General features: G+C 73.9%; 12 protein-coding genes and 1 pseudogene. 9 read left to right on the top strand and 4 right to left on the bottom strand.

What is annotated here, in order from left to right; genetic code table 11:
- From FM076_RS04205 to FM076_RS04180, 6 genes and pseudogenes are all read left to right on the top strand, one after another.
- A pseudogene (locus FM076_RS04205) lies at positions 1-1,121 on the top strand (hypothetical protein); the annotation flags it as partial.
- A gap of 215 nt (positions 1,122-1,336) precedes the next feature.
- A complete protein-coding gene (locus tag FM076_RS04200; RefSeq protein WP_173868588.1) occupies positions 1,337-1,645 on the top strand; it encodes a hypothetical protein in 309 nt (102 codons plus the stop codon).
- A 124-nt stretch (positions 1,646-1,769) separates the two neighbouring features.
- Positions 1,770-4,589, top strand: coding sequence for a nitrate- and nitrite sensing domain-containing protein (locus FM076_RS04195; protein ID WP_173868587.1), 2,820 nt, complete (start codon positions 1,770-1,772; stop codon positions 4,587-4,589).
- Positions 4,586-5,032 carry a roadblock/LC7 domain-containing protein gene (locus FM076_RS04190; protein WP_173868586.1) on the top strand — a complete coding sequence of 149 codons (447 nt, stop codon included), beginning with the start codon at positions 4,586-4,588 and terminating at the stop codon, positions 5,030-5,032. The genes FM076_RS04195 and FM076_RS04190 overlap by 4 nt, the downstream gene beginning before the upstream one ends.
- A 50-nt stretch (positions 5,033-5,082) precedes the next feature.
- Entirely contained in the window at positions 5,083-5,499 is a 417-nt protein-coding gene (locus tag FM076_RS04185; protein ID WP_173874498.1) for a DUF742 domain-containing protein, read from the top strand.
- A complete protein-coding gene (locus tag FM076_RS04180) occupies positions 5,480-6,085 on the top strand; it encodes a GTP-binding protein (RefSeq protein ID WP_173868585.1) in 606 nt (201 codons plus the stop codon). The genes FM076_RS04185 and FM076_RS04180 overlap by 20 nt, the downstream gene beginning before the upstream one ends.
- Positions 6,086-6,107: 22 nt before the next feature.
- On the opposite strand, the gene glpK is transcribed toward FM076_RS04180, so the two are convergent.
- Positions 6,108-7,613 (bottom strand): glycerol kinase GlpK, encoded by a 1,506-nt coding sequence (gene glpK, locus FM076_RS04175; protein ID WP_173868584.1) that lies wholly within the window; start codon positions 7,611-7,613, stop codon positions 6,108-6,110.
- Positions 7,614-8,018: 405 nt separating this feature from the next.
- Between glpK and FM076_RS04170 the strand changes: the two genes are divergently transcribed.
- Together FM076_RS04170 and FM076_RS04165 are read left to right on the top strand one after the other, a co-directional pair.
- Positions 8,019-8,849, top strand: a complete 831-nt coding sequence (locus tag FM076_RS04170) for a M15 family metallopeptidase (RefSeq protein WP_173868583.1) — start codon at positions 8,019-8,021, stop codon at positions 8,847-8,849.
- 209 nt (positions 8,850-9,058) lie between these two features.
- Positions 9,059-9,874, top strand: coding sequence for an SAM-dependent methyltransferase (locus FM076_RS04165; protein WP_173868582.1), 816 nt, complete (start codon positions 9,059-9,061; stop codon positions 9,872-9,874).
- Between the two features lie 91 nt (positions 9,875-9,965).
- On the opposite strand, the gene FM076_RS04160 is transcribed toward FM076_RS04165, so the two are convergent.
- Positions 9,966-12,317, bottom strand: coding sequence for a glycoside hydrolase family 31 protein (locus FM076_RS04160; RefSeq protein ID WP_173868581.1), 2,352 nt, complete (start codon positions 12,315-12,317; stop codon positions 9,966-9,968).
- Between the two features lie 189 nt (positions 12,318-12,506).
- On the opposite strand from FM076_RS04160, the gene FM076_RS04155 reads away from it, so the two are divergent.
- Positions 12,507-14,525, top strand: coding sequence for an acetoacetate--CoA ligase (locus FM076_RS04155; RefSeq protein ID WP_173868580.1), 2,019 nt, complete (start codon positions 12,507-12,509; stop codon positions 14,523-14,525).
- Positions 14,526-14,608: 83 nt separating this feature from the next.
- Here the strand turns inward: FM076_RS04155 and ptsP are convergent, their stop codons facing one another.
- Complete coding sequence (gene ptsP, locus FM076_RS04150; protein WP_173868579.1) at positions 14,609-16,279, bottom strand: phosphoenolpyruvate--protein phosphotransferase; 1,671 nt, start codon at positions 16,277-16,279, stop codon at positions 14,609-14,611.
- A 126-nt stretch (positions 16,280-16,405) separates the two neighbouring features.
- Positions 16,406-16,855 carry a PTS sugar transporter subunit IIA gene (locus FM076_RS04145; protein WP_173868578.1) on the bottom strand — a complete coding sequence of 150 codons (450 nt, stop codon included), beginning with the start codon at positions 16,853-16,855 and terminating at the stop codon, positions 16,406-16,408.
- Positions 16,856-17,290: the final 435 nt, after the last annotated feature.

Genomic DNA, 17,290 nt, shown 5'->3' with positions numbered 1-17,290 from the left:
AACAGGCCGTGCGGGAAGCCTGCGACGTGCTCGTGCGGCACGCCAACTCCAGCCGCTACGAGCAGGTGCGCACCCCGGCCCGGCAGCAGGTGCGGGAGCTGCCCGCCTCGGCGCTGCCCGACCACGCGGCCTCCTGGGCCGCGGCGTTCGCGCCCCGGCTGCGGGTGCTGAGCGACGAGCTGGAGCAGCTGGAGCGCAACCGGGACAGCATCGTGGACCGGCTGCGCGGTCTGGTCGAGTCGTCACTGACGACGCTGCGTTCGGCGCAGCGGCTCTCCCGGCTGCCGGAGGGGCTGGGGGAGTGGTCGGGGCAGGAGTTCCTGCGCATCCGCTTCGAGGACCCCGACCAGGCCACGCTCACCGAACGGCTGGGCGAGGTCATCGACGAGGCCACCCGCGCGGCCGTGCGCAAGAACTCCGATCTGCGGCGGGACGGGATGACGCTGCTGCTGCGCGGGGTCCACGCGGCGCTCCAGCCGCGCGGGGTCGGTGTGGAGATCCTCAAGCCCGACGCGGTGCTGCGGGCCGAGCGGGTGCCGGTCGGGCAGATGGGCGATGTCTTCTCCGGCGGCCAGCTGCTGACCGCCGCCATCGCCCTCTACTGCACGATGGCCGCCCTGCGCAGCAACGACCGGGGCCGCGACAAGCACCGGCACGCCGGCACCCTCTTCCTGGACAACCCCATCGGGCGGGCCAACGCCACCTATCTGCTGGAGCTTCAGCGCGCGGTCGCCGACGCCCTCGGGGTCCAGCTCCTCTACACCACGGGCCTGTTCGACACGACGGCCCTGGCGGAGTTCCCGCTGGTGATCCGGCTGCGCAACGACGCGGATCTGCGCGCGGGGCTCAAGTACATCAGCGTCGAGGAGCATCTGCGGCCCGGTCTGCCCCAGCCCGAGGCGGCCGGGGAGGGGGAGGCCGCGGTGCACGGGGAGATCACCGCGACACGGATGTTCCGCCGCCCCGGCCCGGAGCCGTCCGCCGGGCAGGACGGGCGGGGGAGGCGGACGCCTGCGGACGGGGCACCGAGGGACGCTCCCGCTGAGGGGACGCCGGGGGATGTTCCCGCGCCGCATCGTCCGCGGGACGAGCCGGACGCGGCACGCCCGCCCCGCTCCTGACATCCGCCGCGCCCGGCTCCTGTTCCGCGCCCGGCTCCTGTCCCGGGGCCGGCCGCTCTCCCGGGGCCGGGCCGGGGCGCGTCCCGTCCCGCGCGGGGGTCCGGTCCTCCGCGGCGGTCCCCGGAGCCGGGCGGCGGTGCGCCTCCACCGGGCGGCGTCTCGCCGCGCTGCTGGGCTCCGAGACGACGCCGTGGCGCTGCACCCACACCTGCCGGGTGATCCACACGTCCAGTACCGCCCAGGTGGCCGCGACAGTGCTGCCGATGGTGCAGAGCACCATCGGGAAGGCGAGCCAGACACCGGCCATCGAGCAGAAGAACGCCACCATGAGCAGCACCAGCGTCAGCGCCACGATGATCACCGCGCGCACCGCCGCGGCTCGGACCGGGTCAGGCAGCCGGGGCTTGGCGTACATCATTCACTCCCCCTTCACGACCCCCTTGATCTTCGCACGCTTTCACAAACGTGTGCTGTACCACACCTGTCGGGTGGTCGTTGGGGCATCGACGGACAACTCAGGATGAGGCACCCTGGACTGCCTGTTCCAACGTTCAAACATGTCTACGAGTTGTCTGCGCCTCAGTAGTAAGCTCGCGCCGCTTGCTGTCGGTACACGCCCCGGGCGATGGGGAGGACGTAGGGGAGGCCATGCGCTTTCGCGGAAAGTCCATCCGCCGGAAGATCGTGGTGCTGCTGCTGGTGCCGCTGGTCTCCCTGGTGTCCATCTGGGGCTTCGCGACCTACATCACCGCCACCGAGGCGAACAGCCTGCTGCGGCTGGACGAGATCACCCGCAAGATCGGTGACCCCACCGAGGACACCGTCCGGGCCCTCCAGCGCGAACGCCGCCAGATCATGGTCCGCATCGCCGACCCCGGCGGCCGGCGCGGTACGAAATCCCTGCGCGCGCTCCAGCGCGCCACGGACGAGAAGGCCGCCGTGGTGCGCCGCAACGCGTCCGACAGCGGGCTGCGTTCCGATCTGGGCCCCGACTCCCGGGCCCGCCTCGACGACTTCGTCGAGGCCCTCGACGGGCTGGAGCGGCTCCGTACCCGCGTCGAGAAGAACAGCGTCACCCGCGGTGGCGCCTTCCAGGCGTACAACGAACTCGTGGACCCGGCCTACGCGCTGGTCGCCTCGCTGAGTGCCGTGGACGACGTCGACCTGGAGAAGCAGGGGCGTGCCCTGGTCGGTGTCACCCTCGCCCGCGAGTACCTCTCGCGGGAGGACGCTCTCATGGCGGCGGCCTACGCCGCGGGGGAGTTCACCCGCGGCGACCAGCGGGCCCTCTCCGACCGGGTGGCCGAGCGCAACATCGCCTACCAGACGAACCTGCCCCCGCTGCCCGCCGAGGACCGGCAGGTCTTCGAGAACTACTGGAACGGCAGCGACGGCCGTACTCTGCGCAGCAACGAGGACGCCGTCATCGCCGCCGGCCCGCGCACCGGCACCGGACCGGTGGACGAGGAGCGCTGGCGGCTGGGCATCAGCACGGTGCTGGACGACCTGAGGCGCATGGACGCGCAGGCCCGGCACCGCTACCAGGAGCGGGTCGCGCCGGTCGCCACCCGGGTGCTCGTCCAGGCCGCCGCCGCCGGTGTGCTGGGCTTCCTCGCGGTGCTGGCCTCCCTCGTCATCTCCATCCGCGTCGGCCGCGGCCTCGTCCGCGACCTGGGCGCCCTGCGGAAGGAGGCCAACGAGGCCGCGGGCGCACGGCTGCCCAGCGTCATGCGCCGGCTGGCCGCGGGCGAACAGGTGGACGTCGAGGCCGAGTCGCCCCGCCTGGAGTACCCGGCCGACGAGATGGGCCAGGTCGGCCAGGCCCTCAACACCCTGCAACGGGCCGCCGTCGAGGCCGCCGTCAAACAGGCCGACATGCGGCGCGGCGTCTCCGAGGTGTTCGTCAACCTCGCCCGGCGCAACCAGGTGCTGCTGCACCGCCAGCTCACCCTGCTGGACGCGATGGAGCGCCGCACCGAGGACGCCGACGAACTCGCGGACCTGTTCCGGCTCGACCACCTCACCACGCGCATGCGCCGGCACGCCGAGGGCCTGGTCATCCTCTCCGGCGCCGCGCCCTCCCGGCAGTGGCGCAAGCCCGTGCAGCTGATGGACGTGGTGCGGGCCGCCGTCGCGGAGGTCGAGGACTACGAGCGCATCGAGGTGCGCAGACTGCCCCGGCTGGCCGTGGACGGCAGCGCGGTGGCCGACCTGACGCACCTGATCGCCGAACTGCTGGAGAACGCCACGGTGTTCTCCCCGCCGCACACCGCCGTGCAGGTCCTGGGGGAGCGGGTGGCCAACGGCTTCACGCTGGAGATCCACGACCGGGGCCTGGGCATGACCCCCGACGCGATGCTCGACGCCAACCTGCGGCTCGCGGAGACGCCCGAGTTCGAGCTGTCGGACACCGACCGGCTCGGCCTGTTCGTCGTCTCGCGGCTCGCCCAGCGCCAGGGCGTACGGGTCTCGCTCCAGCCCTCGCCCTACGGCGGCACCACGGCCGTCGTGCTCATCCCCGGCGCCGTCCTCACCGAGACCCCCGGCCGCGAGGAGACCCCCGGCCGCGAGGAGACCCCCGGCCGCGAGGACGACAGGCGCCCGTCCGCCGACGCCGCCGAGTCCGGCGGCCGGCCCGCGCGGCCTCTCGACGGACCCGTCGAGCTGGAGGCGCCGGTCGACGAGACGGAACGCACCCGGGCCGGGCGCACCCCGCGCCGGAGGGAGAGCGGCACCGCGCCCGCGGCCCCGGCAGGGGAGCAGCACCAGCAGGCGCGGGACGAGACGGCGTCCGCCTCCCGCGGCCAGGCGCGCGGCGACTCCGTCGAGGGTGACGGCACCCCCGCGAACGGGCGGGCGGCCCCGCTGCCGCGCCGCCGCCCCGGCGCGCCGGTGCTGATCGCCGACAACGGCCGCACCGTGGACCCGGACCGCCAGGCTGCCGACGGGCAGGCTGCGCACGGGCGTACGGATGCGGGCGGCCCCGCACCGCTGCCCCGCCGCAGAAAGCCCCGGGCCGACCGGCAGGACCGGGCCGACCGGCAGTCCGAGGACGGGCGCACCAGCCCCGGCACCGACCCGGTGCCGGCGCCGGAGGCGCGACAGCCTCGCGGCACCGCCCCGGACACGCCGTCCGCGAGCGCCGGCCCCGGACCGGGCCCCGTCCCTGGTCCCGGTGCCGGGTCCGGTGGCGGGCGCGCGGGCGGACTGCCGCGCCGGGTACGCCAGGCGAACCTCGCGCCGCAGCTCAGGACGGACAGCCCCACCGCCGGCACCCGCATGCCGGACCGGCGGCCGGGCACCCAGGATTCCAGCACGTCGGACGCCGCCGAGCGGGACGCCGACGCAGTGCGCAGCAAGATGGCCTCCCTCCAGCGCGGCTGGGAACGCGGCAGACGCGAGAGCGAGCCGCCGCACGACGCGGGGGAGACCGCACCAGGAACGACACCGGGAGGGGACGGTCGATGACCGCACCGCACGCCGCATCGCACTCCGCTGGAAGCGGCGAACTCAACTGGCTCCTCGACGAGTTGGTCGAGCGCGTCGGAAGCATCCGCAAGGCTCTCATCCTGTCCGGGGACGGCCTCGCCAGGGGCGCCTCGGAGGGCCTCACCAGGGAGGACAGCGAGCATCTGGCCGCTGTCGCCTCCGGGTTCCACAGCCTGGCCAAGGGCGTCGGCCGGCACTTCGAGGCCGGCGACGTGCGGCAGACCGTGGTCGAGCTGGACGAGGCGTTCCTCTTCGTCACGGCGGCGGGTGACGGCAGCTGCCTGGCGGTGCTCTCCGACGCCGACTCCGACGTCGGCCAGGTCGCCTACGAGATGACCCTGCTGGTCAAGCGCGTGGGCGTGCACCTGGGCACCGCACCCCGCGCGGGCCAGGACGACGGCGGAGCGACAGGGAACCGCTGACAGTACGACGAAGGATGACGGGACGAGGGGACGAGGGGGCGGGACCGGCGATGACGGACCACTGGTTCGACGACGCGGCAGGACCCGTGGTGCGGCCGTACGCGATGACGCGGGGCCGCACCCGCAGCAGCGCCCCGGAGGCCCAGCTCGACCTCATCGCCCTCGTCATCGCCGACGGCCCGGACCCCGGTCCAAAGGACCCGGACGGCTCCGTGGCCGAGGACAAGCTCCTGGCCGACCACGCCCTGGTGCCCGAGCACCTCGACATCGTCCGGCTCTGCCGCGCCTCCACCCTCTCCGTGGCGGAGCTGGCGGCCGAGCTGGACCTTCCCGTCGGTGTCGTCCGCGTCCTCATCGGCGACCTGCTGGAAGCCGGTCTGGTACGCGTCACCCGACCCGTTCCTCCGGCCGAACTGCCGGACGAGAGCATCCTCAGAGAGGTGATCAATGGTCTTCGGGCGCTCTGAGCGGGGCGGCGGCAAGGCCCCGGCCGAGCCGGTCACGCTCAAGATCCTGGTGGCCGGCGGCTTCGGCGTCGGCAAGACCACCCTGGTCGGGGCGGTCAGCGAGATCAAGCCGCTGCGCACCGAGGAGCGGCTGACCGAGGCGGGCCGCCCCTTCGACGACACCCAGGGGGTGGAGGCGAAGTCCACGACGACTGTCGCCATGGACTTCGGGCGCATCACCATCCACGAACAGCTGGTGCTGTACCTGTTCGGCACCCCGGGCCAGGACCGCTTCTGGTTCCTGTGGGACGAGCTGGCCAACGGCGCGCTCGGTGCCGTGGTCCTGGCCGACACCCGGCGCCTGGCGGACAGCTTCGCCGCCATCGACTACTTCGAACGCCGCTCCATACCCTTCACCGTCGCCGTCAACCGCTTCGACGGCGCCGACCGCTACCCCGCCGAGTCCATCCGCGACGCCCTCGACCTCGACGAGGGCGTCCCCGTCCTGCAGTGCGACGCCCGCGTGCGCGAGTCGGCCCGCGACGTCCTGGTCTCGGTGGTGGAGCACGCCATGCGGGCCGCCCCGCGCACACCGGCCGGGGCCTGAGCCCCGGCCGGCGCACCGGAACTCAGCCCGACTGCTCCCAGCCGAAGCTGCGCTCGACCGCCTTGTGCCAGTTGGCGAACTCCCTCTCCCGCTCCTCCTCGCTCATGCGGGGCGTCCACTCGGCGTCGCGCATCCAGTGGGAGCGCAGCTCGTCCAGGTCGGACCACACGCCGGTGGCCAGCCCCGCGGCGTAGGCCGCGCCCAGGCACGTCGTCTCCGCGACCACCGGACGGATCACCGGAACCCCCAGCACATCGGCCTGGTGCTGCATCAGCAGACCGTTGGCCGTCATGCCGCCGTCCACCTTCAGGGTGGTGATCTCGACCCCGCTGTCCTGGTACATGGCGTCCACCACCTCGCGGGTCTGCCAGCTGGTGGCCTCCAGCACGGCCCGCGCCAGGTGCGCCTTGGTGACGTAGCGGGTCAGGCCGGTGACGACGCCCCGCGCGTCCGAGCGCCAGTAGGGGGCGAACAGCCCGGAGAAGGCGGGCACGATGTAGGCCCCGCCGTTGTCCTCCACACTGGCGGCCAGCGGCTCGATCTCGGAGGCGTCGCTGATGATGCCCAGCTGGTCGCGGAACCACTGCACCAGGGCGCCGGTGATGGCGATGGAGCCCTCCAGGCAGTAGACCGGCGCGTCGCCGCCGAGCCGGTAGCCCATCGTCGTCAGCAGCCCGTTCTTGCTGGGCACCGGCCGGTTCCCGGTGTTCAGCAGGAGGAAGGAGCCGGTGCCGTAGGTGTTCTTGGCCTCGCCGACGCCGTAGCACGTCTGGCCGAAGACCGCCGCCTGCTGGTCACCCAGCGCCGAGGCCACCGGCACGCCCGCCAACTGCCCGACAGCGGTGCCGTACACCTCCGACGACGAGCGGATCTCGGGCAGCACCGCGGCCGGCACGTCCATCGCGTCCAGCACCGACTGGTCCCACTCCAGTGACTCCAGGTTCATCAGCATGGTGCGGGAGGCGTTGGTGACGTCGGTGACGTGCCGCCCGCCGTCGGTGCCGCCGGTCAGGTTCCAGATCAGCCAGGAGTCGATGGTGCCGAAGGCCAGCTCCCCTCTTACGGCGCGCTGCCGCAGCCCGGGGACGTTGTCCAGCAGCCAGGCGACCTTGGGCCCCGCGAAATAACTGGCCAGCGGCAGCCCCGTACGGTCACGGAAGCGGTCCTGGCCGTCCTCGCCGCCCAGCTGGGTGCACAGCTGGGCCGTACGGGTGTCCTGCCACACGATCGCGTTGTGCACCGGCTCGCCCGTCGCCCGGTCCCACAGCAGCGTCGTCTCCCGCTGGTTGGTGATGCCGATGGCGCTCAACTGGTCGGCCCGCAGCCCCGCGCGCTCCAGCGCCCCGGCGACGACCGACTGGACCTTCTCCCAGATCTCCGTGGCGTCGTGTTCCACCCAGCCGGGTTTCGGGAAGATCTGGCGGTGCTCCCGCTGGTCGACGGCGACGATCCCGCCCCGCTGGTCGAAGACGATGCAACGGCTGGAGGTGGTGCCCTGGTCGATGGCTGCGACGTACTTGTCCGTCATGGTTGACGACCCCTCGATAGGTGCGTTCGGACGTCGAGATCAGAATGCGGCCTTGCCGAGCGGCGCGCCGAAGCCCCGCCGATCGGTGCCGCACGGCCCCGCCGATCGGCGGCTCCACCCGGCCTGACGGCGTGTCCGCGACGAGCGTGACGGCAGTGTTCAGGCCCGGTGGGGGGCAGTCAAGGTCGGCGGCACAACCGCCCGGCCCGGCCTGCTGTGCGACGTGATCGTTGCGACTGTCACGAGCACGTCACCAGATCCTCACGTGCGCGTACGTCTCCCCGATCATGCGAACCGCCCCCGGGGGACCGGCGTCCGGACAGAACGAGAACGGTGGCACGGGGCCGACGGGGGTGGTCCCGAGCCACCGTTTCTCCTTTCCGCCCTCCTGGTAGACGAGAGGGCATGAGAACCCTCCGCACCCCACTCCGGGCAGCTCTCGTCGCGGCAGTCGCACTCGTCTCCCTCGCGGCGGCCCCCGCACCCGCCACTGCGGACCGGACCGGCCCGGGAGGGCGCGGCGAGCCCAGGGCCCCCGAGGAGTTCGTCGCCCTCCACGACGTCGCCCCCACCATCCGCCAGGAGATCCGCTACTTCACCCCGCACAACTTCGCCGGCGAGCCCATCGACGGCTACCGCGCACCGCTGTGCCTGGTCACCGAGGACACCGCCCAGGCCCTCGCCCGCGCACAGCGCTCCCTCCTCGAGCGCGGCTACACCCTCAAGGTCTACGACTGCTACCGCCCCCAGCGCGCCGTGAACCACTTCGTGCGCTGGGCCAAGGACCTCGACGACCAGCGCATGAAGGCCGAGTTCTACCCGCGCGTGGAGAAGAACCGGCTGTTCGCGGACGGCTACATCGCCGAGAAGTCCGGCCACAGCCGGGGCAGCACCGTGGACATCACCGTCGTGAAGCTGCCCGCGAAGCCCACCCGCCCCTACGTGCCGGGCGAGCCGCTGAAGCCCTGCTACGCGCCCCGGCCGGAGCGGTTCCCGGACAACTCCGTCGACACCGGCACCGGGTTCGACTGCTTCGACACGCTCGCCCACACCGACGACCCCCGCGTCACCGTCGAGCAGCGCGCCAACAGGCGGCTGCTCAAGACCACCCTGGAGCGGCAGGGCTTCACCAACCTGCCCGAGGAGTGGTGGCACTTCACCCACAAGCCGGAGACCTTCCCCGACACCTACTTCGACTTCCCCGTCTCCCGCCGCTCCCTGGCCTCCCGCCACTGAGCGCACCACGCCCGACGGCCGACCGGGGCGGTGCCCTGCCGCCCCGGTCGGCGCGGGCGGGCACCCGCGTGCTGGAATGGCGCACACACGGCTCCAGAGGCCGTGCCACTGACGGTACGTTGAGCCGGCACCCGACAGCCGCGGCCGGCCGCGGCCGGCCAGGCGAAGTCACCACCGCAGTCAGCCACCAGTCGACCAGGGAGCCAGCCATGACGGACCGCACGGCCCGGGCGCAGCAGCCGCCCACGCGGATCGACACCACCGTCCCGCACTCCGCGCGGATCTGGAACTACCTGCTGGGCGGCAAGGACCACTACGCCGTCGACCGCGCCGCCGGCGACCGGATCTGCGCGATCTTCCCCGGCATGGTCGACATCACCCGCCACTCGCGGGCCTTCACCGGGCGCGTGGTCCGCCACCTCGCGGGCGAGGCCGGGATCAGACAGTTCCTCGACATCGGCACCGGCCTGCCCACCGTCGACAACACCCACGAGATCGCCCAGCGGGTCGCCCCCGAGAGCCGCATCGTCTACGTCGACAACGACCCGCTGGTCCTCGCCCACGCCCAGGCCCTGCTCACCAGCACCCGCCAGGGGGCGACCAGTTACCTGCACGCCGACGTGCGCGATCCGGCCCGCATCCTCGAAGCGGCGGCCGAGACCCTCGACCTCGACCGTCCCGTCGGCCTGATGCTGATGGGCATCCTCGGCCTGGTCGGCGACTACGACGAGGCCCGCGCCGTCACCGCCGAACTGATGGCCGCGCTGCCACCCGGCAGCTACCTCGGCTTCAACGACGGCAGCGACACCGACCCCGCCTACGTGGAGGCCATCCACCGGTTCAACGCGGGCAGCGGCGCCGTGCCCTACACCCCGCGCAGCCCCCAGCAGATGGCGCGCTTCTTCGACGGACTGGAACTACTGGAACCGGGCGTCGTCTCCTGCCCGCACTGGCGCCCCGAGGCCCTCCCGTTCGGGGAGCCGCCCGAGGTCGCCGTCTACGGCGGAGTCGGCCGCAAGGTGTGAGACGGGCCGGCGCCCGGGCCCGGTCCGGTGCTTCGAGGGCCCGGTCCGGTGCCTCCCGTCGCCGGCCCGGAGCGGAGCACCGGGCCCGCGCCTAGCGCACCCGCACCGGAAGCCCCACCGCGCCGCCGCCCTCCCGCTCCACCACCACGGCACCGCCTCGCGCGCCCCGCACCGTGAACCGCTCCGCCTCCGGCCGCTCCCAGCCCTCGCCGGGATCGGGGATGTAGAGCCCGCCGCCCGCTCGCCCCGGGACGGGCGGCCACACCTCCAGCTCCGTGCCCCCGTCCGCGCCCCGCACCGGCACGGCGGCCCCCGCCCGGGCCAGCACCGGCACCCGTCCCAGCGGCGCCGCGAGCCGCACCGTGGCGGGACCGTCCCAGGAGCGGCCGGTCGCCGTGTCGTACCAGCGGCCCGCCGGGAGCCGTACCGCGCGCACCCGCACGCCGGGCTCCAGCACCGGGGCCACCAGCAGCGCGTCCCCCAGCAGGAACGCGTCCTCGCAGTCCCTCAGCCGCCGGTCCCTGGGGTGCTGCCACCACACGGGGCGCACGTACGGGGCGCCGGTACGGTGCGCGAGCTGGGCCAGCGTCATCAGATACGGCACCAGCCGCTCCCGCTCGGCAAGCGCCGCCCGGACCTGCTCCAGCACCTCCGCGCCGCACTCCCACGGCCCGTCACCCTGCGCGAAAGCGGCGGGGCCGGTACGGAACAGCGGCAGATACGCCCCCAACTGCAGGGCGCGCGCAAGCAGTTCGGGGGAGGGTGGCTCGGCGCCCCCGGCCACGTCCGGCCCCGCGTACGGGACCCCGCACAGCCCCAGTCCCAGCACCAGCGACAACGCCGCCCGCAGACCGGCCCACCCGGCCACCGGTGCGTCCGCCCCGGCACCGCCGTACCGCTGCATGCCCGCCCACCCGGCCCGGGAGACCACGAACGGGCGCCGCTCGCCCCGCAGCTCCAGCAGCCCGGCGTACCCGGCCTTCGCCATGGCCAGCGCGTACACGTTGTGCGCCTCCCGGTGGTCCCCGCCGCGCCCCTCCAGGGCGTGCCGCGCCGACAGCGGCAGTGTCCGGTCACCGAAGGCACACAGCGAGACGGGCTCGTTCCCCGTGTGCCACACGCCGGAGAAGCCCTGCTCCAGCCGCTCCCCGTACTGCGCGGCCCACCACTTGCGCACCCGCCGGTCGGTGAAGTCCGGGAAGACCGCGTCCCCGGACGGGGCGCCGCCCAGCACGGTCCGCCCCCGCACCTCCCGCACGAACACGTCGGCCGCCCGTCCGCTGTCGAACACCGGATGGCCCGGCTCCGCCCGCACCGCCGGCTCCACCGCCGGCACCAGCCGCACCCCGGCACCCAGCAGCCGCGCCGACAGCCGCACCGGGCCGGGAGAGCGGGCCTCGTCCACCGTGGAAGCGCGATGCCCCGCCCGGGGAGCACCGCCCAGGTGCAGCGCGCGCAGCGGCAGCCCGTGCGCCAAGAAGCCCTCCGCGACCCGCCGCAGCCGCTCCTCGTCCAAGTCACCGCCCGGCGCGTGCTGGTGGCCCAGCGCCCAGCGGGGCGGCACCGCCGGGGCACCCGTCAGCGCGGCCCAGCCGTGCAGCACCCGCGAGGGCGCGCCCGCCACCACCCAGTAGCGCAGCGGCCCGCCGGCCATCCGCACCTCGCACCGCGCCGGCCGGTCGTGCCCCGAGCCCAGGCCCTCCGAGCCCTCCCGCACGGTGACGGAGCCGTCGAAGGAGTTGTCGTGGAAGACCAGGAGCGTGCCCGGGTCCGCCACGCTCACCAGGACCGGCATGGTGACCGACGCCGCGCCCTGCGGCCCCGGGGCGGTGTTCCACAGCCGGTAGGTCCCGTCGCGCAGCCGGGGCCCGTCCGTCCTGCCGCCCAGCCCGAAGAACCGGGCGTCGGCCGGGAGTTCGGAACGCTGCAGCCAGCGCGGCCCGGCGGCTGCCGACGACCCGCCGGCCCCGCCCTCGCGGCCCGTCCCCTCCCACCAGCGGGGCGGCCGGTCCCGGCGCAGCAGCGCCCCGCCCGGCGTGCTCACCTCCACGGCGCCGTACCGCGAGACCGTCACCAGCACCCGCTCGGACACCAGCCGCCAGCCGCCGTCCTTGTCCGGCTCCAGCCGCGCCCGCTCGTCCGGCGCCGGACACGGACCCGCCAGCGCGTACGACGGCTCCGGCTCGGCACCGTCCCAGCCCAGGAAGACCGCACCCGTCACCGTCACCCGCACCAGCAGCACCGAGCGCGTGAACCGCACCACCCCGCCCCCGGGGCACGGCTCGGCCCCCACCGCCTCGCCCGGCGTACGGGCCCGCTCCGCGCGCTGCCGGGGCAGCCCCACCGCGTCCGCCCGCCGTCTGCGCCACGCCCAGCGCAACGCCCGCACCCCCTGGCGCGTCCCGCCCACCGTCACCGACCGCACCAGGTCACGCGCGTCCATGCTGCTCAGCCTGCCACCGACAACGCCCCACGTCAGCGCTGTTCAGCGGCCGTTCACCCGTTGGTCACCATGGTCTTCGCACACCCCGCACAGCGGGGGTGTGTGAGGCGTGCCCTGGCACAACCCGTGCTCACATGGCATCGTCCCGGCCGAAGAGTGACGACGGGAACAGGACGTCAGGGAGCCGCCATGACCGCTGAGCACAGCGACAGCACCTCGCACCCCTCCGAGCCGGAGGCGCTCTGGCGGCCCGACCCGCAGCACATCCCCGCCACCCGTCTGATCCGCTTCCAGGAATGGGCCGCCCGCCACCACGGCGCCCCCGCACCCGATCCGGACGACCCCGTCGCCTCGTACGCCGCCCTGCACCGCTGGTCCACCGCGCACCTGGCCACCTTCTGGGGAGCCTTCGCCGAGTGGTCCGGCGTCCGCTTCACCACCCCGTACGAGACCGTGCTGGCCGACGCGCGCATGCCAGGCGCCCGCTGGTTCCCCGGCGCCACCCTCAACTACGCCGAGCACGCGCTGCGCCCGGCCGACGACCCCGCCCGCGCCGACGAGCCCGCCCTGCTGCACGTCGACGAGACCCACGAACCCGCCCCCGTCAGCTGGCGCACCCTGCGCTCCCAGGTCGCCTCCCTCGCCCGCGAACTGCGCCGCCTCGGTGTGCGACCCGGCGACCGCGTCAGCGGCTACCTGCCCAACATCCCGCAGGCCGCCGTCGCCCTCCTGGCCACCGCCGCCGTCGGCGGGGTGTGGACCTCCTGCGCCCCCGACTTCGGCGCCCGCAGCGTCCTGGACCGCTTCCAACAGGTCGAACCCGTCGTCCTGTTCACCGTCGACGGCTACCGCTACGGCGGCAGGGAACACGACCGCCGCGAGACCGTCGCCGAACTCCGCGCCGCCCTGCCCACCCTCCGCGCCGTCGTCCACGTCCCGCTGCTGGGCACCCCCGCACCCGAGGGCGCGCTGGAGTGGGCCGACCTGACCACCTCGGAGGCCGAACCCGTCTACGAACAGGTCCCCTTCCAGCACCCGTTGTGGGTCCTGTACTCCTCCGGCACCACCGGACTGCCCAAGGCCATCGTCCAGTCCCAGGGCGGCATCCTGGTCGAACACCTCAAGCAGCTCACCCTGCACAACGACCTCGGACCCGGCGACCGCTTCTTCTGGTTCACCTCCACCGGCTGGATGATGTGGAACCTGCTGGTCTCAGGGCTGCTCACCGGCGCCACCGTCATCACTTACGACGGCAGCCCCGGCCACCCCGACACGGCCGCGCAGTGGCGCGTCGCCGAACGCACCCGCACCACGGTCTACGGCACCTCCGCCGCCTATGTCATGGCCTGCCGCAAAGCCGGCGTCCGCCCCGGCCGCGACTTCGACCTCTCGGCGGTCAAGTGCGTGGCCACCACCGGCTCCCCGCTCCCGCCCGACGGCTTCCGCTGGATCCACGACGAGGTCTCGCCCGACATGTGGATCGCCTCCGTCAGCGGCGGCACCGACGTGTGCAGCTGCTTCGCCGGCGCCGTCCCCACCCTCCCCGTCCACACCGGAGAACTCCAGGCACCCTCCCTCGCCGTGGACCTGGCCGCCTGGGACCCGCACGGCCGGCCGCTGGTGGACGAGGTCGGGGAACTCGTCGTCACCCAGCCCATGCCCTCCATGCCCGTCCGCTTCTGGAACGACCCGGACGGCTCCCGCTACCACGACAGCTACTTCGACATGTACCCCGGCGTCTGGCGCCACGGCGACTGGATCACCCTCACCAGCAGGGGCACCGTCGTCATCCACGGCCGCTCCGACTCCACCCTCAACCGCCAGGGTGTCCGCATGGGCTCCGCCGACATCTACGAGGCCGTCGAACGCCTCCCCGAGATCCGCGAATCCCTCGTCATCGGCGTCGAACAGCCCGACGGCGGCTACTGGATGCCGCTCTTCGTCCACCTCGCCGAGGGCACCGTCCTCGACGACGCGCTGCGCGAGAGGATCAAGCGGACCATCCGGCAGAACCTCTCGCCCCGCCACGTACCGGACGAGATCATCGAGATCCCCGCCGTCCCCCACACCCTCACCGGCAAACGCCTGGAGGTCCCCGTCAAGCGGCTCCTCCAGGGCACCGCCATGGAGAAGGCCGTCAACCCGGGCTCCGTCGACAACGCCGGACTGCTCCGCTTCTACGAGCGACTCGCCCGCGACCGCGGCTGACCGGGACCGGGCGGGACCGGAAACGACGGAGGGCCGCCCCGCACCGGCGGAGCGGCCCTCACCGCGTCGGTCCCGCGCCCGGCTCACTCGCCGGACAGCACCGCCTGCGCCGCAGCCCGCGCCTCCGGCCCGCTGTCCGCGGCCCGCGCCGCGGCGGCGGCCCGCTCGCACTGCGCCAGAGTGTGCTTGGCCAGCCGCGCCCGTACGAACGGAATGGCCGAGGCCCCCATCGACAGGCTCGTCACCCCGAGCCCCGTCAGCACACACGCCAGCAGCGGATCCGAGGCGGCCTCACCGCAGACCCCGCAGCTCTTGCCCTCCGCCTTCGCGGCCTCCGCCGAGAGCGCCACCAGGTCCAGCAGCGCCGGCTGCCACGGGTCCTGGAGCCGGGAGACGGCACCCACCTGCCGGTCGGCGGCGAAGGTGTACTGCGCCAGGTCGTTGGTGCCCAGCGACAGGAACTCCACCTCCTGGAGCACCGACCGGGCCCGCAGCGCCGCCGACGGGATCTCGACCATCGCGCCGAACTTCGCGCTCAGCCCCGCCGCCCGGCAGGCGTCCGCGAACGCCTTCGCGTCCGTGCGGTCCGCCACCATCGGCGCCATGACCTCCAGGTAGACGGGCAGCCCCTCCGCGGCCTTCGCCAGCGCCCGCAGCTGTCCCTGGAGCACCTCCGGGTGGTCCAGCAGCGTCCGCAGCCCGCGCACCCCCAGCGCCGGGTTCGGCTCGTCGGCCGGAGTCAGGAAGCTCAGCGGCTTGTCGGCACCCGCGTCGAGCACCCGCACCACCACGCGCCCCTCCGGGAACGCCTCCAGCACCTGCCGGTACGCCTCGACCTGCTTCTCCTGGGACGGCGCCCGCTCACTGTCGTCCAGGAACAGGAACTCCGTACGGAACAGCCCCACACCCTCGGCGCCCGCCTCCACGGCCGCCGGCACGTCGGCGGGGCCGCCCACGTTCGCCAGCAGCGGCACCTTGTGCCCGTCCGAGGTGGCACCCGGGCCCGTCGCCGCCGCGACGGCGGCCCGCCGCTCCTCCGCGTCCCTGGCCAGCGCCGCGCGCTCCGCGTCGGTCGGGTTCACCACGACCTCGCCGGTGCTGCCGTCCACCGCGACGACCGTGCCCTCGGCGAGGTCGCACGCACCCGGCAGCGCCACCACGGCGGGCACCCCCAGCGCCCGCGCGAGGATCGCGCTGTGACTCGTCGGCCCACCCTCCTCGGTCACGAAGCCGAGCACCAGGGCGGGATCGAGCAGCGCCGTGTCCGCGGGCGCCAGATCCCGCGCGATCAGCACGTACGGCCGGTCGCTGTCCGGCACCCCCGGCATCGGGACGCCCAGCAGCCTGGCGACGATCCGGTTGCGCACGTCGTCCAGGTCCGCCACCCGCCCGGCCAGGTAGTCGCCCGCCTGCGCCAGCAGCGCCCGGTAGGCGGCGAACGCGTCGTAGACGGCGCGCTCCGCCGTGCTGCCCACCGCGATCCTGCGCTCGACGTCGGCCATCAGCTCCGGGTCCTGCGCCATCAGGGCCTGCGCCTCGAGCACGGCCTGCGCCTCACCGCCCGCGAGGTTCCCCCGCGCGACCAGATCGGCCGCGACCGCCTCCACGGCCTGCCGCGCCCGCTGCTGCTCACGCGGCGCCTCGTCGGCGGCGATCTGCTTGGCCGGGGGCTCCAGCACGGCCGTGCCCATGTGCCGCGCCTCGCCGATCGCCACGCCGTGGCTCACACCCACGCCTCGAAGCGTTGTGTCCATCTCACCCGTCTCCGGTCGGCGGCGGCACCGGTGCCACCGCGGTCGTACTCCGCCCGGCCCGCGCACGCGTAGGAGGGGACTCCCGGTGACACGTGGAGGAGAACAGGGAAGGGGCCGGGCTGTGTGTCAGCTCCAGCCGAAGAGCGTCTGTCCCCGCTCGACGTCGCCGTCCTCCACCAGGTCGGCGAGCGCGTCGGCGGTGGCCTCGAGCGCGATCACCGGGGAGACGGGAGACTTCCCCTTCTCCTCCACCGCGGCCGGGTCCCAGCGCACCATGGGCTGACCCCGCGTGACGGTGTCCCCCTTGGCGGCCAGCAGCTCGAAGCCCTCACCGTTCAGCTGCACGGTGTCGATCCCCAGGTGCGTCAGCACCCCGTGCCCCTCGGAGTCCACGACGACGAACGCGTGGGGATGGAGCGAGACCACGACCCCGTCCACGGGCGCCACGGCCTCGGTGCGCTCCCGCACGGGGTCGATGGCGGTGCCGGGGCCCACCATCGCCCCGGAGAACACCGGATCCGGCACAGCAGCCAGGCCGATGGCACGCCCGGTCAACGGGGACGACACGGTGGTCATGGGAAGCCTCCAAGGGGCGGAGTTTCGATCAGCCGCCGTCGCTACCTGTTCAGGACGGCGCACCGTTCAGAAGCGTAAGTCATAGGAACAGCTGATTCCGCGCGAGTGCGCGGGCGGGTCCCACCCCCCGGAACCCGCTCGCCACCCCCTGCTTCCAGCCGCCTCCGCACTGTCCACGGCGCCCCTTCCTCCCCCTCCTCTCCCTCGGCCCCTCCAGACCGGAAGCCGGGCCGGCCCGTGCGGAACCGCCGCAGAACCGATTTGCCTCTCCGACGCGGTGAGCTGTACTGTCGTATGCCTGCCCGGCGCCGAGAGCGGCGAGGGCGGCACTCCAGGATTCCACCGGTTTCGGACGGTCGATCTTCTGCGCCTCGGCGCGGAGGGGATTTCGGATCACCGAAAACGCGGTGGTAGGCTTGGGAAGAACCAAGAGGG

Source organism: Streptomyces albus subsp. chlorinus, assembly GCF_013302895.1.
GTDB classification, from domain to species: domain Bacteria; phylum Actinomycetota; class Actinomycetes; order Streptomycetales; family Streptomycetaceae; genus Streptomyces; species Streptomyces chlorinus.
The sequence above is the reverse complement of the archived record's forward strand: the minus strand, read 5'-3'. Positions and strand labels throughout refer to the sequence as shown.